Annotated in this window: 19 protein-coding genes; 9 read left to right on the top strand and 10 right to left on the bottom strand. The window is 58.1% G+C overall.

The window, feature by feature from the left end; all coding sequences use genetic code 11:
* Positions 1-115 precede the first annotated feature (115 nt).
* The 9 genes from prmB (at position 116) to CGZ77_RS08820 (ending at position 8,814) form a co-directional block, all read left to right on the top strand.
* Entirely contained in the window at positions 116-1,015 is a 900-nt protein-coding gene (gene prmB / locus CGZ77_RS08785) for a 50S ribosomal protein L3 N(5)-glutamine methyltransferase (protein WP_009426835.1), read from the top strand.
* Positions 1,016-1,438: 423 nt separating this feature from the next.
* A complete protein-coding gene (locus tag CGZ77_RS08790) occupies positions 1,439-3,253 on the top strand; it encodes a SurA N-terminal domain-containing protein (protein WP_009426838.1) in 1,815 nt (604 codons plus the stop codon).
* A gap of 120 nt (positions 3,254-3,373) precedes the next feature.
* Positions 3,374-3,937, top strand: a complete 564-nt coding sequence (locus CGZ77_RS08795) for a hypothetical protein (RefSeq protein WP_009426839.1) — start codon at positions 3,374-3,376, stop codon at positions 3,935-3,937.
* Between the two features lie 104 nt (positions 3,938-4,041).
* A complete protein-coding gene (gene trxB, locus CGZ77_RS08800) occupies positions 4,042-4,989 on the top strand; it encodes a thioredoxin-disulfide reductase (RefSeq protein ID WP_009426840.1) in 948 nt (315 codons plus the stop codon).
* Between the two features lie 237 nt (positions 4,990-5,226).
* Positions 5,227-5,718 carry a peptidylprolyl isomerase gene (locus tag CGZ77_RS08805; protein ID WP_009426841.1) on the top strand — a complete coding sequence of 164 codons (492 nt, stop codon included), beginning with the start codon at positions 5,227-5,229 and terminating at the stop codon, positions 5,716-5,718.
* A gap of 112 nt (positions 5,719-5,830) precedes the next feature.
* Entirely contained in the window at positions 5,831-6,880 is a 1,050-nt protein-coding gene (gene recA, locus CGZ77_RS08810; protein ID WP_009426842.1) for a recombinase RecA, read from the top strand.
* 76 nt (positions 6,881-6,956) lie between these two features.
* Positions 6,957-7,085: a hypothetical protein gene (locus CGZ77_RS12650; RefSeq protein WP_009426843.1), complete on the top strand. Its 129-nt coding sequence runs from the start codon at positions 6,957-6,959 to the stop codon at positions 7,083-7,085.
* A 61-nt stretch (positions 7,086-7,146) separates the two neighbouring features.
* A complete protein-coding gene (locus CGZ77_RS08815) occupies positions 7,147-7,908 on the top strand; it encodes a glycosyltransferase family 2 protein (protein ID WP_009426844.1) in 762 nt (253 codons plus the stop codon).
* A 90-nt stretch (positions 7,909-7,998) separates the two neighbouring features.
* Entirely contained in the window at positions 7,999-8,814 is an 816-nt protein-coding gene (locus CGZ77_RS08820) for a sulfite exporter TauE/SafE family protein (RefSeq protein ID WP_094031118.1), read from the top strand.
* 167 nt (positions 8,815-8,981) lie between these two features.
* Here CGZ77_RS08820 and CGZ77_RS08825 read toward each other — a convergent pair whose 3' ends face one another.
* From CGZ77_RS08825 to glyS, 10 genes are all read right to left on the bottom strand, one after another.
* Entirely contained in the window at positions 8,982-9,350 is a 369-nt protein-coding gene (locus CGZ77_RS08825) for a hypothetical protein (protein WP_094031119.1), read from the bottom strand.
* 119 nt (positions 9,351-9,469) lie between these two features.
* Entirely contained in the window at positions 9,470-9,733 is a 264-nt protein-coding gene (locus tag CGZ77_RS08830; protein ID WP_157697533.1) for a hypothetical protein, read from the bottom strand.
* A gap of 365 nt (positions 9,734-10,098) precedes the next feature.
* Entirely contained in the window at positions 10,099-10,419 is a 321-nt protein-coding gene (locus CGZ77_RS08835) for a hypothetical protein (protein WP_094031121.1), read from the bottom strand.
* A gap of 85 nt (positions 10,420-10,504) precedes the next feature.
* A complete protein-coding gene (rfbB, locus tag CGZ77_RS08840) occupies positions 10,505-11,569 on the bottom strand; it encodes a dTDP-glucose 4,6-dehydratase (protein WP_094031122.1) in 1,065 nt (354 codons plus the stop codon).
* 45 nt (positions 11,570-11,614) lie between these two features.
* Entirely contained in the window at positions 11,615-12,688 is a 1,074-nt protein-coding gene (locus CGZ77_RS08845) for a hypothetical protein (RefSeq protein WP_094031123.1), read from the bottom strand.
* Positions 12,685-13,773, bottom strand: coding sequence for a hypothetical protein (locus CGZ77_RS08850; protein ID WP_232504833.1), 1,089 nt, complete (start codon positions 13,771-13,773; stop codon positions 12,685-12,687). Before CGZ77_RS08850 ends, CGZ77_RS08845 begins: the two co-directional genes overlap by 4 nt.
* 63 nt (positions 13,774-13,836) lie before the next feature.
* Positions 13,837-14,862 (bottom strand): hypothetical protein, encoded by a 1,026-nt coding sequence (locus CGZ77_RS08855; protein WP_094031124.1) that lies wholly within the window; start codon positions 14,860-14,862, stop codon positions 13,837-13,839.
* Positions 14,863-15,942: a glycosyltransferase family 9 protein gene (locus tag CGZ77_RS08860; RefSeq protein WP_094031125.1), complete on the bottom strand. Its 1,080-nt coding sequence runs from the start codon at positions 15,940-15,942 to the stop codon at positions 14,863-14,865.
* A 177-nt stretch (positions 15,943-16,119) separates the two neighbouring features.
* Entirely contained in the window at positions 16,120-16,608 is a 489-nt protein-coding gene (locus CGZ77_RS08865; protein WP_009426857.1) for a GNAT family N-acetyltransferase, read from the bottom strand.
* Between the two features lie 152 nt (positions 16,609-16,760).
* Positions 16,761-18,821 (bottom strand): glycine--tRNA ligase subunit beta, encoded by a 2,061-nt coding sequence (gene glyS / locus CGZ77_RS08870; RefSeq protein WP_009426858.1) that lies wholly within the window; start codon positions 18,819-18,821, stop codon positions 16,761-16,763.
* Positions 18,822-18,997 lie beyond the last annotated feature (176 nt).

Genomic DNA, 18,997 nt, shown 5'->3' on the forward strand with positions numbered 1-18,997 from the left:
TTTACGGATTATGCAAAATGTAAAGCCCCTTGTCCAGCGGCGGGCTGAGGCCGTCTGAAACCCGCCGCGGCGGCCTTGCGGTATAATCCGCGCCTTTTTTAACGCGAGGCCAACCATGTTCACCCAAGCCGCCGAACACCTTTTCACCGTGCGCGACCTGCTGCGTTTCGCCGTCAGCCGCTTTAACGAAGCGGGGCTTTTTTTCGGCCACGGTAGTGACAACGCCCACGACGAGGCCGCCTATCTGATTCTGCACACGCTCAATCTGCCGCTGGACGTGCTCGAACCCTATCTCGATGCGCGTCTGACGCCGTCTGAAAAAGAGGAGCTCCTCGGCCTGATGGAACGGCGCGTGAAAGAGCGTCTGCCCGTGTCCTATCTGACGCACCACGCGCGGCAGGGCGATTTTGATTTTTACGTCGACGAGCGCGTGATTGTGCCGCGCTCCTTTATTGCCGAACTGCTGGGCGAGCCGCTGCGGCCGTGGATCGAATACGACGAACTCGTCCACAACGTGCTCGATTTGTGTACCGGCAGCGGCTGTCTGGCCGTTCAGGCGGCCTTCCATTATCCCGACGCCGTGGTCGACGCCGCCGACATCAGCCTCGACGCGCTGGAAGTGGCCGCCGTCAATGTGGAAGACTACGGCCTCGAAGAGCGCGTCAACCTGATACACACCGACCTGTTCGAGGGCTTGGACGGCACATACGACCTGATTGTCTCCAACCCGCCCTACGTCGACGCCGAATCCGTCGCCGAACTGCCGCCCGAATACCTGCACGAGCCGGAACTTTCGCTCGGCAGCGGCGAAGACGGCCTCGACGCCACGCGGCAAATCCTGCTGCACGCCGCCAAATTCCTCAACCCGCACGGCGTGCTGCTGGTGGAAATCGGCCACAACCGCGCCGAACTCGAAGCCGCCTATCCCGAGCTGCCCTTCACCTGGCTGGAAACGAGTGGCGGCGACGGCTTCGTCTTCCTGCTTACCCGCGAACAGCTTTTGGGCGGGTACTAGGGTCTGTTGACAATCGGCGTTGCGGCGGTGTTTTTGGCAAAAAATACCCGCCTGCCTCGTCAAAAATGCCCGCAAGGTGTCCAAACTTGCTGTGCTTTTTTCCTTGCATTCGGGCATTTTTTACTCAAAAAACCGTCCCGCAAGTTGAATGCCAACAGACCCTAGGCTGCTTTTAGACGGCCTTTGCCCGATTGAGGCCGTCTGAAAACCGGAGCGGAGCAGGGCAGGGTGAACCTGTCCGGGCGGACTTTTTGAAATTTTCTCTGATTGATGCAGCCCAAAAGCCGCCGCCGCCCGCCCGGGCAAAAGGCCGTCTGAAAGCCCGAAACAGGCTTTTCAGACGGCCTTTTCCCGTGTTTCTGGCGCAGGCGAAATCGGTTACAATGGCGCCCTTTTTTTACCTACACAACCGGCATTCACACCATGTTTTCCACCGTAGAAAAATACCGCGGCCCGGCCAAAATCCTGCTGGGTCTGATTGCGCTCACCTTCGTCGGCTTCGGCGCGGGCGGCATCATCGCCGCAGGATCGGACTATATCGTCAAAGTCGGCGGCGAAAAAATCAGCACCCAAAGCGTGCAGCAGGCGCAGCGCGACGAAAAACTGGGCAGCCCGCAAGACGCCCTGACCGTGCTGACCGAACGCGCCTTCCTCACTGAGGGCGCGAAAATGATGGGCATCGCCGTGTCCGACGCGCAGCTGAAACAGGTGATCGTCGACGATCCGGGCTTCCACGACGAAAACGGCCGCTTCAACGAAGCGAAATTCCGCAGCTTTCTGCAACAGAGCGGCATGAACGAAGAACAGTTCCTCAACACCCTGCGCCGCCAGTTCCAGCTGCAAAACCTCGTCAATCTCGCCGCCAACGGCAACATCGTCACCGACGCGCAATACACGCGTTACGCCGAAACCGTGCTGGCCGACCGCACCGTGCGCACCGTGATACTCGACCCGAAAAACTTCGCCGCGCAAGTGAAGGCCGACGATGCCGCGCTCAAAGCCTATTACGACAAAGACAAAAGCAAATACGTCCGCCCGCAGGCTGTGAAATTCCAATACATCGAACTTTCCGCCGACGCGCTGGCCGACAAACAGACCGTGGGCGAAGACGAAGTGAAAAAAGCCTTCGACGAGCGGCAGAAAGCCGCCGAAGCGCAACGCGAAGTGTCGCACATCATGTTTAAAGCCGCCGCAGCGGACAAAGCCGCCGTGAAGGCCGAAGCGGAAAAAGTGCTGGCCGAAGCCAAAGCCGCGCCCGACACCTTCGCAGAACTGGCGCGCAAATACTCGCAGGACGAAGGCACGGCGCAGACAGGCGGCAGCCTCGGCGCAATCGGCAAAGACACGCCGCTGCCCGAAGCCTTCAAAGCCGCCGTTGCCAAACTCGGCAAAGGCGCGACAGAGCTGGTGGAAACCGACGAAGGCTTCCACATCGTGCACATCGACAACGTCCGCGGCTCGGAAAGCTTCGACGAAGCCAAAGCGCAGATCGAAGCCGATCTGAAACGGCAGAAAGCGCGGCAGACGCTGGCGAAAACACGCGAAATCCTGCAACAGGCCGCCTTCGATTCGCCCGACAGCCTGAAAGCCGCCGCCGAGAAAACCGGCCTGCCGGTAAAAGAAGGCGGCGACTGGCTGACCAAAGACAAAGCGCAGCAGGCGCAGCTGCCCGCCGATTTGGTGGAAGCCCTGTTCGGCGACGAAGTGTTCAAGAAAAAACACAATTCCGACCCGATCGCCGTGGGCGAAGGTTACTGGGTGGTACGCGCAAGCGAAACCCGCGAAGAGAGCACGCCCTCGTTTGAGCAGGCAAAAGAAGAAGTGCGCGCCGCCTACCTCAACAGCGAATCGGCCAAAGCCGCGCAGGAGCAGGGCAAAAAACTGCTGGCCGAGCTGCAAAAAGGCGGCAAACCCGAGCTGGCCTGGTCGCCCGTCGAAACCCTGAGCGCCGCCGACGCCCGCATGCGTCTGCCGCCGCAGGCACTCGCCGCACTGGCCAAAGCCCGCCCGGCAGAGGGCAAACCGGCCTACGCCCTGCTCGAAGGCCTGCCCGTGCCCGTGCTGATGGAAGTGCAGTCGGTGACCGTGCCGCAGGCAAGCGCGGAGGAGAAAAACCTCGTCCGCAAACAAATCGCGCAGCAGAGCGCCATCCGCATGTATTCGAGCCTGCTGGACTATCTGAAAAGCAAAATCAAGCTGAAACAGGGACACCAGAAACTCGAATCGTCGGGACAATAGCGCCTGAGGCCGTCTGAAAGCGCCGCATCTGCCGCGCCCGTTTTCAGACGGCCTTGATTTCCCCGCCGCCGCGCCCTATATGGAGGCGCACATTCCCATAACTCACGACAAGGAACCCGTATGAAAACCCGCTACATCCTTCCCGCCCTTGCCGCCCTCTCCCTCGCCGCCTGCGGCAACGACAGGCAGGCCGAACTCGAACAGCAGCTCAAAGACCAGCAGCAGCAAATCGCCCAATTGCAGGCGCAGGCCGCTTCCGCCGCCGACCAAACCGTCTACCGGCTCAACCCCGACGCGGTAAACGAAACCCTGTCGGCCGAAGCGCAGGAAAAAGGCAAAAACGGCGAAACCGTTACCGGCAGCGACGGCCAGCAGTATGTTTACGACCATTCCAGCGGCAACTGGCTGCTGCAAAGCCTGGTCGGCGCGGCCGCAGGCGCGTTTATCGGCAACGCGCTGGCCAACCGGTTCAGCCGCGCCCCCGTCACCCCCGCCACGCAGCAGGTACGCAGCCGCTACGAGCAGCAATACAAAGGCAAACGCCCCAACGTGCCGTCCTCCCTGCGTCCGAGCCGCCCCGCAGGACAACAGGCCGGCGCCTACCGCCCCACTGACCGCGCCCAGCCCAACTACCGCCCGCAGCGCCGCAGCGGCGGATTCTTCGGCGGCCGCCGCCGCAGATAAACGTTCAGACGGCCTCAAAGCGTTTTTTACACATTGAGGCCGTCTGAAAGAGAAACCGCCTTTTCAGGCGGCCTCCGTCATGCAGGTGCAACGAAAGGAAACCCATGTCCCAACACCACAAACTCATCATCCTCGGCTCCGGCCCCGCAGGCTACACCGCCGCCGTTTACGCCGCCCGCGCCAACCTCAAGCCCGTCATCATCACCGGCATCGAACAGGGCGGCCAGCTCATGACCACCACCGAAGTGGACAACTGGCCGGCCGATGCCGAAGGCGTGCAGGGCCCCGAGCTGATGGCGCGTTTCCAAACCCACGCCGAGCGTTTCGGTACGGAAATGGTTTTCGACCAAATCCACACCGTCGATTTGCAAAACCGTCCGTTCACCCTCACCGGCGACACAGGCACATACACCTGCGACGCGCTCATCATCGCCACCGGCGCATCGGCCAAATACCTCGGCCTGCCCAGTGAAGAAGCCTTTGCCGGACGCGGCGTATCCGCCTGCGCCACCTGCGACGGATTCTTTTACAAACAGCAGCACGTCGCCGTGGTCGGCGGCGGCAACACCGCCGTAGAAGAAGCCCTTTACCTTGCCAACATCGCCGACACCGTTACCCTTATCCACCGCCGCAGCAGCTTCCGCGCCGAAAAAATCATGGTCGACAAACTCATGCAGCGCGTGGCAGAAGGCAAAATCATTCTGAAAACCGATGCCGTGTTGGAAGAAATCCTCGGCGACGACAGCGGCGTAACCGGCGCGCGCATCAAGTTTCACAACGGTGCGAGCGAAGACATCGCCGTCAAAGGCGTGTTCATCGCCATCGGCCACAAGCCCAACACCGACATCTTCAAAGGCCAACTCGACATGGACGAAACCGGCTATCTCAAAACGCGCGGCGGCAGCGGCGGCGATGTCGGCGCAACCAACATCGAAGGCGTATGGGCAGCGGGCGACGTGAAAGACCACACCTACCGCCAAGCCATCACCAGCGCGGCCTCCGGCTGCCAGGCCGCCCTCGACGCAGAACGCTGGCTCGACAGGCAACATTAGGGTGTGTTGACAATCAGCGTTTTGGCGGCTTTTCCGCCATAAAACGGCATCTGCCGCGTTGCAAATCCTCGCAAGGTGTCCAACCTTGCTGCGGTTTGTGCCTTGCATCTGCTGTTTTCTGACGCAAAACCCGCTTCGCAAACCAATTGTCAACAGCCCCTAATCCGTACAGGCCGTCTGAAAGCCCGAAAGCCTTTTCAGACAGCCTCCACCCACCATCCGCATAAAGGAAATCCCATGATCAAACTGACCACCAACAAAGGCGTCATCACCCTCGAACTCGATCACGAAAAAGCGCCGCTTACCGCCGCCAACTTCGAACAGTATGTGAAAGACGGCTTTTACGACGGCGTAATCTTCCACCGCGTCATTCCCGGCTTCATGATCCAAGGCGGCGGCATGAACCCCGACATGGGCGAAAAAGCCACCCGCGACCCCATCGAAAACGAAGCGCAAAACGGCCTTTCCAACGACAAATACACCATCGCCATGGCGCGGACCCAGGCGCCGCACTCGGCCTCGGCGCAGTTTTTCATCAACACCAAAGACAACGGCTTCCTCAACCACACCTCGCCCAGCCTGCACGGCTGGGGATACGCCGTTTTCGGCAAAGTGACCGACGGCTTCGACGTGGTGGACGCCATCGAGAAAGTCGCCACCAAAAGCCACGGCTACCATGACGACGTGCCCGTAGAGCCCGTTATCATCGAAAAAGCCGAAATCGTATAAACGGCTTGTCGCCGCAGGAGGCCGTCTGAAAGGGCGAAACGCTTTCAGACGGCCTCCCCTTATGCGATAATCCGCGCGTTTATTTTCACTGTTTCCCAAACACGAGAACATCATGGCAGAAGACAAAAGCAAAGCCCTCGCCGCCGCCCTGGCGCAGATTGAAAAACAGTTCGGCAAAGGCTCCATCATGAAAATGGACGGCAGCAGCCCCGACGAAGATCTGCAGGTTATTTCCACCGGCTCGCTCGGCCTCGATCTGGCACTGGGCGTCGGCGGCCTGCCGCGCGGCCGCATCGTCGAAATTTTCGGCCCGGAATCTTCCGGCAAAACCACCCTGTGCCTGGAAACCATCGCCCAATGCCAAAAAGCGGGCGGCGTATGCGCCTTTATCGACGCCGAAAACGCTTTCGATCCCGTTTATGCCCGCGCCCTCGGCGTCAAAGTCGAAGACCTGCTGGTCTCCCAGCCCGACACCGGCGAACAGGCGCTGGAAATCTGCGATATGCTGGTGCGCTCCGGCGGCGTGGACATGGTTGTCATCGACTCGGTTGCCGCCCTCGTGCCCAAAGCCGAAATCGAAGGCGAAATGGGCGACAGCCACGTCGGCCTGCAAGCACGCCTGATGAGCCAGGCGCTGCGCAAACTCACCGGCCACATCAAAAAAACCAATACCCTCGTCGTTTTCATCAACCAAATCCGCATGAAAATCGGCGTCATGTTCGGCAACCCCGAAACCACCACCGGCGGCAACGCGCTCAAATTCTATTCCTCCGTGCGCATCGACATCCGCGGCAGCACGCAGATTAAAAAAGGCGACGAAAGCCCCATCGGCAAAGAAACCAAAGTCAAAGTCATCAAAAACAAAGTCGCGCCCCCCTTCCGCACTGCCGAGTTCGACATCCTCTACGGCGAAGGCATCAGCTGGGAAGGCGAGCTGATCGACATCGGCAGCAAACTCGGCGTCATCGAAAAATCCGGCGCCTGGTACAGCTACAACGGAGCGAAAATCGGCCAGGGCAAAGACAACGTCCGCATCTGGCTGAAAGAAAATCCCGAAGTCGCGGGTGAAATCGAAGCGAAAATCCGCGAAAAAGCCGGTGTGAACATCCAAATCACCGAAGGCACGCGCGACGAAACCGACGGCGACGAGCCCGAGGAATAATCCCGGCCAAACCCGCACATGCCGTCTGAAAACATAAAAATGCCTTTCAGACGGCCTGCCGCAACAAGGAAACACCATGCAAAACTTCCTCTTCACCTTCACCGCCGTCACCGTCGGCGCGTTCATCGCCGCAGGCATCTACTTCTTCGTCGGCGCGGTCAGAGAAGGCCGCGAAGAGCGCGAACGCAACCGCATCAGCCAATAAACGACAGGCCGTCCGAAACCCCTCCGCGTTTCAGACGGCCTTTTGCACACAAGGACACGACATGGCCGACATCAGCGTTTTAATCCTGGCGAAAAACGAAGAAAAAAACATCCGCGCCTGTATCGAAAGCTGCCCCTTCGCCGCCGAAACCATCGTTATCGACGATTTCAGCGACGATGCCACCGCGCAAATCGCCGAAGAGTGCGGCGCGAAAGTCATCCGCCGCGCCCTGAACGGCGACTGGGGCGCACAAAAAACCTTTGCCGTACAGCAGGCATCCTGCCCGTGGATTTTCATCATCGACGCCGACGAACGCTGCACGCCCGAGTTGGCCGCCGAAATCTGCCGTGCCACCGATGCCGGAGAACAAACCGCCTACCGCGTCATCCGTACCAACCACTTCGGCGGCCGCCCCGTCCTGCACGGCCCGCTCAGCCCCGACCGCGTCACCCGCCTGCTGCCGCGTGAAGGCGTGCGCGTCGAAGGACTGGTGCACGAAAAAACCGTCCACCCCTATCCCGAAAAAGACCTCGCTGCCCCCATGCTGCACTACACCTACGAAGGCTGGGATCAGTATCTGGCGAAAATGAACCGCTATTCCGCCCTTTCTGCCGAGCGCTATCTGCGCGAAGGCCGCCGCCCGCGCCCCTTCGCCGACCTCTGGCTGCGCCCGCAGACGGCCTTCGTCAAAATGTATTTCCTCAAACTCGGCTTTCTCGACGGCGCATTGGGCTACGCGCTGGCGAAAAACTACGCCAATTACACCCTCAACAAATACATCAAACTGCAGGAAATGTATGTGCGGCAGACAAGCCGCTCCTGAATACTCATGCCGTCTGAAAGCCCCGTCGGGTTCGAGATCCGTTGAAACCCCGCTTTCAGACGGCCTTTTTGCCAACAGAAAGAAGCAACCATGTGGACACCCGAAACCATCATCATCCTGCTGGCCGTCGGCTCGCTGGCCGGCATCATCGCCGGTATGTTCGGCGTCGGCGGCGGCACCATACTCGTGCCGCTGGTATTGTGGATTTTGCAGATGCAGGGCTTGGAGCAGTCGGCCTACGCCCAGCACACCGCCATCGGCACATCCTTTGCCGTGATGGTGTTCACCTCCTTCTCCAGCGCCCTGTCGCAGCACAAAAAAGGCGCGGTTGACTGGCGGATTCTGCAAAGCATGATTCCCGGTGTCCTGGCCGGCGTTGCCGCAGGCGCGCTGATTGCCCGCTACCTGCCGAGCAAAGGTTTGCAGATTTTCTTCACCGTCTTTATCGGCATCATCGCCGTGCGCGCCCTGATGGGCATCAAACCCTCGCCAAGCCGCCACCTGCCCGGGCGCGGCGGCCTCTTTGGCATGGGCGGACTCTTCGGCATCCTGTCGAGCTGGATCGGCATCGGCGGCGGCTCGCTCACCGTGCCCTACCTCACCTTCTGCAACGTCCCCGTCCACCGCGCCGTCGGCACTTCCGCCGCATTGGGCTGGCCGATTGCCGTGGCGGGCGCGGCGGGCTACTGGTACGCCGGAGCGGGCAGCCCCGGCCTGCCCCCCGCCTCGGCCGGTTTCATCTACCTGCCCGCCGTCGCCGTGCTGGCCGCCGCCACACTGGTGTCCGCCCCCCTCGGCGTGAAAATCTCGCACAAACTGCCCGCCGCGCAGCTGAAAAAAGGCTTCGGCATCCTGTTGCTGCTGATTACCCTGCGCATGGCTTGGAAAATCGTACACAACTGGTAGGGCGCTGTTGCCGCGGATGGCGGGCGCGCCTTGTCCTCACGCAATGCAAAAGGCCGTCTGAAAAGGGTTTCCCCGTTTTCAGACGGCCTTTTATAGTGAGTCAAAATAGAAAAGATACAAGGAAGCAAGCAGGTAGTACGGCAAGGTGCAGCAACGCCGCATATTTTTTATTTTGGCTCATCTGCATAAACAATAAACGATACGTCTCTGTTATGCGGCAAAACCGTTATGTCGGGCATTTCTTTGGAAAACGGCAGCCCGTGTTCTGCAATCAGCGCGGAGTAATGGCGGATCAGCGCGATGCTGTTGTCGGATATGTTCAGGTAAATATAGTTTTGGGTGATTTCCAGCGTATCGTCGTCAGCGTTGGCATTTTTTGCAATATGCAAAACGGCGGGCTTTGCTGCGTTTTTAAAAGAAAATTCAGCGGGATAGGATGTGCCGTGTTCGGCGGCAGACGGGATTTGCGCCAAGAAAGACGGGGCGCAAAACAGTTCAAACGCGCTGTAAGCAAAGGATAGTTTTAGGGCAATCATAACTGTTTTCCTGAATGGGTTCGGGTTTCAGTCTGCCTGTTCTTGTGCGCAAGAGGCAGCCTGAAAATGGAAAATAGGTGTTTCAGGCTGCTTTTTGAACTGTGTATGCGGCTTGCTGTTTATTCTGTTTCTTCATCTGTGAAAATATCAGCTGAAACCCTGCGCACGCGCTTATCTTTTAATCGGTTATTGGATGCTTTGATTTCTTTTAGATATTCCGCCAATCCTTCTTTCCCGAAAATATCTGCAAAACTGCGCAGCATGATAAACAAATCAAATTCGTAGCCGCCGTATTTGGTATCGGGCGAAGCGTATTCGCCAAGATAAAACACATCCCAATATTTCTTTGGCAAGATCAATATTGGAGCAAAGTAAGGTTTCAAAAAAATAGTATCGTTCTTCTCCAAGAATGATGAGCTCTCTGAGTTTGTGAAAGTCCTCTTTATTCAAATAAGGTGCAAGTTCTGATGGTTTTAATTGCCCATAGAGGTGGGTTAATTCGTTATGGAGGTGGATAAATCCGTCTATTTTTTGTTTGAGTAAATTGATTTTGTCCATGTTGTTTTTTCTGTGTTTTCAGGCTGCCTTTGCGCTTTAAGGTAGCCTGAAAAGCGGGGCGGCGGGGTGGCTATGCCGAGGGCGGCGGCGAGGGGGGGGTGAAGCGTTTGCTGTTCATGATGTTTCCTTTGTCGGGAGGATTGGCGGATTTCAGACGGCCTTTGGGTTTGAGGCCGTCTGAAAAGGCAGGTTAGGGAAAATGCCGCATGGGGCTGAAGTCGGCTTTCCGGATGTCGATTTCGTACAGGCTGCCGCCGGGGAGGGCGTACAGGGTGGCAAGGACGGGGATGCCGTCGCTGTCGTTTGTCAGGTATTCGGCAACGGCTATGGAAACTTGTTCCGCAGCAGACGGGTTGGTGTCGATGAAACGCAGGCTGCCCATGCCGCCGTCGTTCAGGGGCAGAACTTGGCCGCCGTGGCGGAAGGTCAGGCGGTGGGGCGGGCGGATGCGTGCAATCAGGATGTCGAACAGGCATTGTTCCCGTTCGGTCAGGGGGCGGGGTTGCGGCACAGGTTTCCCGGTTTTTGTGTTTGAGGCCGTCTGAAAGCGTTTTAACTTTGTTGAAGTTTCGCTTTCAGACGGCCTCTTTGCCGGTTTACGCGCCTTTGCCCAGCCGTTGCAGGCGGTAGCTGCCGTTGAGGACGTTTTGCCACCAGTCGCGGTTTTCCAGATACCAGGCGACGGTTTTGCGGATGCCGGTGTCGAAGGTTTCCTGCGGCTGCCAGCCGAGTTCGCGGCCGATTTTGGCGGCGTCGATGGCGTAGCGGGCGTCGTGGCCGGGGCGGTCTTTGACGAAGGTGATGAGGTCTTCGTATTTCGCCACGCCGGCGGGTTTTTGCGGCGCGAGTTCTTCCAGCAGGGCGCAGACGGTGCGTACGACTTCGAGATTGGTTTTTTCGTTGTGACCGCCGATGTTGTAGGTTTCGCCAACTTTTCCTTGGGTAACAACCTGATACAGGGCGCGGGCATGGTCTTCGACATACAGCCAGTCACGGATTTGGCTGCCGTCGCCGTACACGGGCAGGGGTTTGCCGGAGAGGGCGTTGAGGATGATGTGGGGGATGAGTTTTTCGGGGAAGTGGCAGGGGCCGTAGTTGTTGGAGCAGTTGGTGATCAGAGTGGGCAGGCCGTAGGTGCGCTGCCAGGCGCGCACGAGATGGTCGCTGCTGGCTTTGCTGGCGGAGTAGGGGCTGGACGGGGCGTAGGGGGTGGTTTCGGTGAAGAGGTCGCTGGTGCCGTGCAGGTCGCCATAGACTTCGTCGGTGGAGATGTGGTGGAAGCGGAAGGCAGCGCGCTGGTTTTCAGGCTGCTTTTCGAAATAGGCGCGGGCAGCTTCGAGCAGGGTGAAGGTGCCGATGATATTGGTGTGGATAAATTCGCCTGCGCTGTCGATGCTGCGGTCAACATGGCTTTCGGCGGCCAGGTGCATCACGGCGCGGGGTTGGTGTTTGGCGAAGATGCGCTCGAGCGCGGTGCGGTCGCAGATATCGGCGTGCTCGAAGGTGTAGCGCGGGTTGTCGGCCACGGCGGCAAGGGACTGCAGGTTGCCGGCGTAGGTGAGTTTGTCGAGATTGACGACGCGCTCGTCGGTGTTTTGGATCAGGTGGCGGATAAGGGCGGAGCCGATAAAGCCGGCGCCGCCGGTGATGAGAAGGGTCATGGGGATTTCCTGTGTTTTCGGGTAGATGGGCTTTCAGACGGCCTGTCAGGACGCGGGTAGGGTAATCGGCAGGTGGGGGGCGATTTGCAGAATATAGCGAACCCAGTTGGCAAAGCTGTATTTTTCCCGTATGGCGGGGTCGGTGTCCCGGTAGGGTGTGGCGAGGAATTCGTCGATGCCGTCGAAGGTTTTTCCGTCCCAAATAAAGATGTTGTCGGGATGGTAGAAATCATATTTGGCGGTGTCGGGGTTGGTGGTAATCAGTTTTTTGCGGTAGCCGAGTGCTTCGAATGGTCGGAAGGACAGGCCGCTGTGTATGGGCGGCTTGAAGTCTATCAGGACGCGGCTGTTTTGTTCGCGGCTGATGTTTTCGGCGAAGGTCAGGCTTTGCATGGTGGCACGGACGTTTTTGGGGTACAGGGTGTCGTGCCGTCGAAAATCAGATTCGGATAAATAGCGGATGGTAAAGTCGAGTTTCAGGTTGCTGGCCTCGGCATAACGGGCGAAAGCGGCAACGGCTTCATGACGTTGCAATTCCGGCAGGTGTGAGCCGAGAAAGTAGACATCGGAAACAGTGTCTGCCGCAGTCTGTTCCGGCGGAAAATAGAAGTTGGTGGCGGGATACACTTTACCGGAGTATGCGGCTATATCGGCCGGGTCGAAGACGTATACGCGGTCGTAGAGGAAAAATGTTTGCCAAATATCGGGAAAACGGCTGAGGGCATCGCTTTGATAGGCGACGGTAAGGCCGCGGGTTTTAGCTTTGATTTCGCCGATGAGATCGGGCGGATAAATCTGTCCGCCGAGGATGAGGGTATGGTCAAAATGGGGATGGCCGGCAATTTGTCCGCGTATGCGGCGGCAGATGTTGTCGAAATGCTGCCCACGAAAATCTTCTACCAGCCTTTGTTTGGCGTTTTTTTGTCTCAGGATGTTTTTTTTGAAAAAAACGGCTGCGCGTGCGGCAGAGGACGGATAGCGGAAGGGAGGGAAGGTATGGTCGTAGCTGATGTCGACAACAGCAAATCCGGCTTTTTCCAGCTCGCTGACAATCAGTTGGTAAATGCCGTTTACCTGCCACGAACCGATCAGTATGGTAGGTTTGTCGGTTTGTTTCATGTTTTTATCCCAGGTAATAGTGGCAGGCCGATGCTTTGGTTGGGTTGGATATCGAATGCCCAGCGCAGCCAGTTGCCGAAGCTGTATTTCTGTTGCAAATCTTCCAGTGGCGGGTGGTAGGGGCGTTGCAGGAAAGCTTTCAGTTCTTCGGTATTGTTGCCGTTCCAGACAAAAATATTGTCGGGATGGTAGAAATCGTAATGGATGACGGTGGGGTTGGTGGTAATCAGCTTTTTGCCGTAGCCCAATGCCTCAAAGACGCGCAGCGACAGGCCGTGGTGTTTGGTGTGGAGAAAATCCACCAATACCCCCGCTTTTTGTGCGGTTAGTAGGTTGTCGCGGTAGGGCAGGGCTTCGTCCATAGTCAAATAGCGGATGCCGTCCAAACCCAGTTCGAGCTTGGCTTGAGCGGTGTCTTTGGCAGCGATGCGGAAATCGGTGGGTAGGCCGAGTTCTTCTGCCACACGATAAAACGCGCGGATGTCGGCAACACGCTCTTTGTGGTGTGTACCGATGAAAAACAGACTGCCGTTGTTTTCTCTGCTGTTGGGATAGGCGTCAAACCAAAAGCTGGTGGCGGGAACGAGCCTGTCGGCGTATTCGGGGCGGCGGCCGATGTCGTAGGGGTCGAAAAAGATGAATTTGTCGAAGAATTTGATTTTGTAGAATTCGTGTTCGAGAAATTCCAGAGTTTCCCAGTTGTAATGTACCATCAGGCGACTTTTGTCGCGCAGTGTCTGTATGAATTTGCTGGGGAATACGCCCGGCCAGAACATCAGGCAGTAGTCGGCCCTGCCTTCGATTTGATCCAAGCGGCGGGAAAATTCGGGTAGGTAGGGAGCGAACAATTTTTCCTTTTTGTATTCGCGCCGACGCAGGATATTGCGGAAAAACAGTTTTTTCACACGCTCCCAAATATTGCGGTAGGCGAATTTTTTTTCTTCGACAAAAATGAGTTCGGTTACTTCAAAGCCGTGAAAACGCAGGTTTTCGGCGATAACTTGGTGGATGCCGAAGATGGGCGGCATGGCGAGGATGACGGTTTTGGCTTTCATGGCGGTGTCGGCGTGATGGAAGGGCGGCATTGTATGTGATTCGTTGTCTGCGGGGTAGGGTTGATAATTACCGTTTTGGCAGCCTTGCCAAACTCACGCGGCGGGCAGACTGATTTTGATGTGCGGTTCAATGTCCAACACATAGCGCACCCAGTTGCCGAAGCTGTATTTTTGGTAGATTTCCTGCGGCAGTTCGTGATACGGCCGCGCGATGAACGCTTGCAGGCCGTCGAGGCTGCCGCCGCGCCAGATAAAAATGTTGTCGGGGTGGTAGAAATCGTATTTTTCGATTTCGGCGTTGGTGGTAATCAGTTTTTTGCGGTAGCCGAGGGCTTCAAAGGTGCGCAGCGACAGGCCGCTGTGGGTGCTGATAACGAAATCGACCAACACGCTGCTGCGGCGGGCGCGCTCGAGGTTGTCGGCAAAGGGGACATCGTCGGCAAAGTAAACGCCGTCAAAGGGGTAATCCTGAGCGGCTTCGGGCTGGTTTGGGTTGACGATGTGAAAATCGAGCTGCCAGCCGGCCTGCTGCGCGTACCGGCAAAAGCGGCGGATGGCGTCGAGGCGGTCGGCGCGGTGCGAGCCGACAAAGTAAAACCGTGGCGCGGCGGGATTGTAGGGCGCAAGGCCGCTTAGGTCGTGGTCGAAATAAAAACTGGTGGCGGGCAGCAGGCGGGAATCAGCGCGGATGTCGGCGGGGTCAAACGCATAATAGCGGTCAAACAGGCCGATTTGCGCTTGGGCGGCGGCAAAGCGTGCCACGCCGTCCCATTGGTAGTTCACCATCACGCGGCTGCGGCGGCGCACTTCGCGCAGAAAGCTGTCGGGGTAGATGTCGGCGCGGATAAACAGCGCGTAGTCAAACTGCGGATGCGCATTCCAAGCCGTCTGAATCTGGCGGCGTTTGAGCCCGACCATCAATTCTTTTTTGGCCTGACGGTTGCCCAGCAGTTTTTTAAGCTGTACCGCCGTGCGGACGCGCCAATTCGGGTAACGGAAATCGAGCGAATCAAGGGCGAAGTTGACCACCTCGAAGCCGTGGTATTCGAGGCAGGCGGCTACGGTTTGCGACATGGCGGCATCGTTAATCATGCCCAGCAATACGGTGGGTTTGCCCATTCAGACGGCCTCCTGCGCGGTAAAACGTGCCAGCGGCGCGGCCAGCATTTCGGGCGCGATTTCGTCGATATGCGCTTCAAAGCGCACAATCTCGGCGCGCGGCGAATTGGGATGCCAGTTGGCGAAATTCTGCGCGTCGTTTTGATATAGGCCGATGATGTTTTTATCCAAACCGGCGGCGATGTGAATCAGCGCGGTATCGGGCGAAATCACGGTGTGCGCGTGGCGGATGAGTTCGGCGGAATCCTGCACTGTGGCGGTATCGGCGTAGAGAAAACAGTTGCGCCGCCCCGCAATCAGGCGCGACAGCAGCGGAGTGGCATCAGGATAAGTAAGCAGTACAAAGCGCGTATCGGGAAAATGCGCGGCAAAATAATCGAGCATTTCGCGGATACGCGCTTCGCTGAAACGGCGGCGGTTGGCCGCGCCGAAAAAGTTTACCGCCACATAATTGCCCAGCACGTTTTGCCGCAAAAACGCGCCCACGGCGGCGGCGCTTTCAGGCTGCTCGGGCAAATCGTAGCGCGTGTCGATGTGTTGGAAACCGCAAATCTGCAAAGCCTCGCGGTAAATCTCGCTGAAATGCTGTTTTTTATCGGCGATGTTGCGGTTGAAAATGTGGTAGTTTTCTTTGGCAAAGCCGATGTTGTAGGGCGCGCTGATGCTGCGGATTAAAACCAAATCGCGGTTGCGCACCAATACGGTGGGATCGATAACGACATCATATTGCCCTGCAATCGAGCGGCCGGTTTCCCGATACGAGCGGCTGCTTTTGGCTTGGACAATATGCACCGCGTCGATATGCGGATTGGCGTCAAACAGGCTGCGGTTGGCCTCGGTGCAGACCACGCCGATGCGGATGTGCGGCGCGGCTTTTTTGATTTCGCGAAAGGTAAACGAGCTGACGATGTAGTCGCCGATTTTGCCGTCTTGGCGCAAAAACAGAATGCCGCCGACAGATTCGGGCGCAAGCGGCTTTTCAGACGGCCCCGGCGCACGGTCGAGCAGCGCCTTGCCCGCACGGATGCGCAAGGTTTGCAGGCGTTTTTTGATGGCTTTGAACAGGGTTTTTGCGCTCATTGTTTGGGGGTCTTTTTCGGGTGGACGGCCTAGCCGTTCCGTCATTCCCGCGCAGGCGGGAATCTTTTTCGGCTGCTGCGAGTGGTTTTATCCGCCGTTGCCCGTGGTTCGGAGCAGATTTCCGCCTGCGCGGGAATGACGGCGGTTGGGGTTTCAGACTGCTTTTCAGACGGCCTTTTACCGAATCGTTTTGCTGTAAATATATTGCAGCCCCTTTGTGCCCATAAAGGTTCGCCCCGTATCGGCAAATCCGCAGCTTTGGTACAGGTCGATGGCGGCGCGGTTGGCGTGGTGTACGCCGAACACGATTTCGTCGCAGTCGGGCAATATGCTGCGGATGAGCGGCGCCAATTTATCGTCAGCCAGCGCCGCGCGGGCGCAGCCTTGGCCCTGATATGCGGGGTTGACCGACATCGAGCGCAGCAATACGGCGCGGGGGTTGGCGCTGTAAGTAAGGCGGTCGCTGCCTTTATCAAGGATGAAAAATCCGATGGGGCGGTTTTGGCACAAAATGGTTACGGCCAAACAGTCGGGCGCGGCGAACCGGCCGTTTTGCAGCCGCTCTTGGGGCGAAACCGAGTATTGTGCTTGCTCTCCGTGCAGACGGTAGTCCAAATCGGCGGCGTGTGCGGGGTCGTACGGCACAAGGGTAACGGTTTGGGGCATGGCGTGTTTTCCTGTTTGGCGGGCACTTGGCTTGTTTTCAGGCTGCTTTGAGGCCGTCTGAAAGCAAGGTGTCGGATACAAATATCCGACTTGCGGCTGTTGCAATAAAGGCAGCCTGAAAACCGCAAAAGCCGTTTTCAGGCTGCTTTTGTTTACTCGCCCAGCAGCGCGATATCCGCCACGGCGTTCATCTGTTGCGACAACTGGTTGAGCAGGTTCAGGCGGTTTTGTTTTACGGCGGCATCGTCGGCCATCACCATTACGCCGTCGAAGAAGGCATCGACCTGCGGTTTGACGGCGGCCAGCTCGGACAAGGCCGTCTGAAAGTCCTGACGCGCCAGCGCGGCTTCGATTTTGGGCTGCATGGCCTGTGCGGCGGCGTGGAGGGCGCGCTCTTCGTCTTGCTGCAACAGGGCTTCGTTTACCGCGCCCAATTCTGCATCGGCTTTTTTCAGCAGGTTTTGCACGCGCTTGTTGGCGGCGGCGAGCGCGGCGGCTTCGGGCAGGGCTTTGAAGGCGGCGACGGCGTCAAGCTTGGCGGCCAAATCGTTCAGACGGCCGGGGCGCTTGGCCAGCATGGCGGCGACGATGTCTTGCGGATAATCGTTTTGCAGCAACACGGCCAGCCGCGCCTGCATGAAGTCGGCCACTTCGGCGGGGGTTTTGTCGTTTAACAGGCCTTGCGGGAAGCTGGCAAAGGCCGTCTGAATCAAATCGTTTACGTCCAAGCCGTACTGCATCAGCATACGCAAGATACCCAGCGCAGCGCGGCGCAGGGCGTAGGGGTCTTTGTCGCCGGTGGGAATCAGGCCGATGCCCCAGATGCCGACCAGGGTTTCGAGTTTGTCGGCCAGCGCAACGGCGGTGGCGACGGGGCTTTCGGGCAGCGCGTCGCCGGCAAAACGCGGGCGATAGTGCTGCTCGATGGCATCGGCGATGGCGGCGTTTTCGCCATCGAGGCGGGCGTAGTATTTGCCCATTGTGCCTTGCAGCTCGGGGAACTCGCCCACCATTTCGGTAACGAGGTCGGCTTTGGCGAGGCGGGCGGCGCGTTCGGCTTCGGCGCGGTTGGCGCCCAATTGGTCGGCGGTGTGGGCGGCGATGCTTTGCAGCCGCTCGATGCGCTCGGCCTGCGAGCCGATTTTGTTGTGGTACACCACGTTTGAGAGCTTGGGCAAACGGCTTTCGAGCGTGTTTTTCTGGTCTTGTTTGTAGAAAAATTCGGCGTCAGACAGGCGCGCGCGCAAAACGCGTTCGTTGCCGTGGATGATGTGCGAGGGGTCGGCAGCTTCGAGATTGGACACCAGCAAAAAGCGGTTCATCAATTTGCCGTTTGCGTCCAAAAGCGGGAAATATTTTTGGTTTTGCTGCATGGTGAGAATCAGGCATTCCTGCGGCACTTCGAGAAAATGCGCTTCAAAACCGGCTTCCAGCACCACCGGCCATTCCACCAGCGCGGTAACTTCGTCGAGCAGGGCTTCGTCGGCGGCTGCCGTGGCATTCAGACGGCCTGCGTGTTGGTTTAAGGCCGTCTGGATCGCGGCTTTTCGGGTAGCGAATGAGGCGATGACTTTGCCCTGCTCGCGCATTTGCTCGGCGTATGAGTCGGCGTTTTGAATCGTAATCAGGCCGTCTGAAAGGAAGCGGTGTCCCACAGTGGTATTGCCGCTTTGCAAACCCAATACATTGGCGGGCACGACGTTTGCGCCGTGCAGAATCACCAGGCCGTGCACGGGGCGCACGAAGGTGTGCGTGCTGCTGCCCCAGCGCATCACTTTGGGAATCGGCAGCTTTTTCACCGCCTGATTGATGATGTCTTCCAAAAGCTCAGAGAGCGGCTTGCCCGCTTGGGTGAACTCGTGGGCGTACACGTCCTGCTTGCCGTCGTGGATGATTTTCAGGCTGCCGATGTCGGCGCCGCAGGAGCGGGCGAAGCCTTCAAGCGCTTTGGTCGGTGCGCCGTCTTTCATCGCGTTGGCGACGGCGGGGCCTTTTTTCACAACGTGTTGGTCGTCCTGCACGGCTTTGACGTTTGACACCTGCACGGCCAAACGGCGCGGCGAGGCGTAGGCGGTATATTGCACATTACCTTGAATCAGTTGCGCTTTTTCCAAGCCTTCGGCCACAGCGGCGGCGAAATGGTTGCCCAGATTGTTGAGGGCTTTGGGCGGGAGTTCTTCGGTAAGGAGTTCGATTAAGAGGGTTTGGGTCATTTTTTGCTTTCTGTTTTCCGGCCGTGCGGGCGGCGGGGTTTTGCTGTTTTGACGGGTTCGGATGATGCGTTCAGACGGCCTTTGCGGTGCGAAGGCCGTCTGAAAAGACGGTTTGCCCTTGCGTTTTGAGCCGCGTGCGTGGCAGAGCCACACACCCTACGCAGGCCGTCTGAAAA

The organism is Neisseria sp. KEM232 (genome assembly GCF_002237445.1).
Classification (GTDB): domain Bacteria; phylum Pseudomonadota; class Gammaproteobacteria; order Burkholderiales; family Neisseriaceae; genus Neisseria.

What these genes read in the sequence shown, in the direction of transcription:
- prmB (WP_009426835.1), top strand. Translation starts at nt 116, where the DNA reads ATGTTCACCCAAGCCGCCGAACACCTTTTCACCGTGCGCGACCTGCTG.
- CGZ77_RS08790 (WP_009426838.1), top strand. Translation starts at nt 1,439, where the DNA reads ATGTTTTCCACCGTAGAAAAATACCGCGGCCCGGCCAAAATCCTGCTG.
- CGZ77_RS08795 (WP_009426839.1), top strand. Translation starts at nt 3,374, where the DNA reads ATGAAAACCCGCTACATCCTTCCCGCCCTTGCCGCCCTCTCCCTCGCC.
- trxB (WP_009426840.1), top strand. Translation starts at nt 4,042, where the DNA reads ATGTCCCAACACCACAAACTCATCATCCTCGGCTCCGGCCCCGCAGGC.
- CGZ77_RS08805 (WP_009426841.1), top strand. Translation starts at nt 5,227, where the DNA reads ATGATCAAACTGACCACCAACAAAGGCGTCATCACCCTCGAACTCGAT.
- recA (WP_009426842.1), top strand. Translation starts at nt 5,831, where the DNA reads ATGGCAGAAGACAAAAGCAAAGCCCTCGCCGCCGCCCTGGCGCAGATT.
- CGZ77_RS12650 (WP_009426843.1), top strand. Translation starts at nt 6,957, where the DNA reads ATGCAAAACTTCCTCTTCACCTTCACCGCCGTCACCGTCGGCGCGTTC.
- CGZ77_RS08815 (WP_009426844.1), top strand. Translation starts at nt 7,147, where the DNA reads ATGGCCGACATCAGCGTTTTAATCCTGGCGAAAAACGAAGAAAAAAAC.
- CGZ77_RS08820 (WP_094031118.1), top strand. Translation starts at nt 7,999, where the DNA reads ATGTGGACACCCGAAACCATCATCATCCTGCTGGCCGTCGGCTCGCTG.
- CGZ77_RS08825 (WP_094031119.1), bottom strand. Translation starts at nt 9,350, where the DNA reads ATGATTGCCCTAAAACTATCCTTTGCTTACAGCGCGTTTGAACTGTTT.
- rfbB (WP_094031122.1), bottom strand. Translation starts at nt 11,569, where the DNA reads ATGACCCTTCTCATCACCGGCGGCGCCGGCTTTATCGGCTCCGCCCTT.
- CGZ77_RS08845 (WP_094031123.1), bottom strand. Translation starts at nt 12,688, where the DNA reads ATGAAACAAACCGACAAACCTACCATACTGATCGGTTCGTGGCAGGTA.
- CGZ77_RS08850 (WP_232504833.1), bottom strand. Translation starts at nt 13,773, where the DNA reads ATGCCGCCCTTCCATCACGCCGACACCGCCATGAAAGCCAAAACCGTC.
- CGZ77_RS08855 (WP_094031124.1), bottom strand. Translation starts at nt 14,862, where the DNA reads ATGGGCAAACCCACCGTATTGCTGGGCATGATTAACGATGCCGCCATG.
- CGZ77_RS08860 (WP_094031125.1), bottom strand. Translation starts at nt 15,942, where the DNA reads ATGAGCGCAAAAACCCTGTTCAAAGCCATCAAAAAACGCCTGCAAACC.
- CGZ77_RS08865 (WP_009426857.1), bottom strand. Translation starts at nt 16,608, where the DNA reads ATGCCCCAAACCGTTACCCTTGTGCCGTACGACCCCGCACACGCCGCC.
- glyS (WP_009426858.1), bottom strand. Translation starts at nt 18,821, where the DNA reads ATGACCCAAACCCTCTTAATCGAACTCCTTACCGAAGAACTCCCGCCC.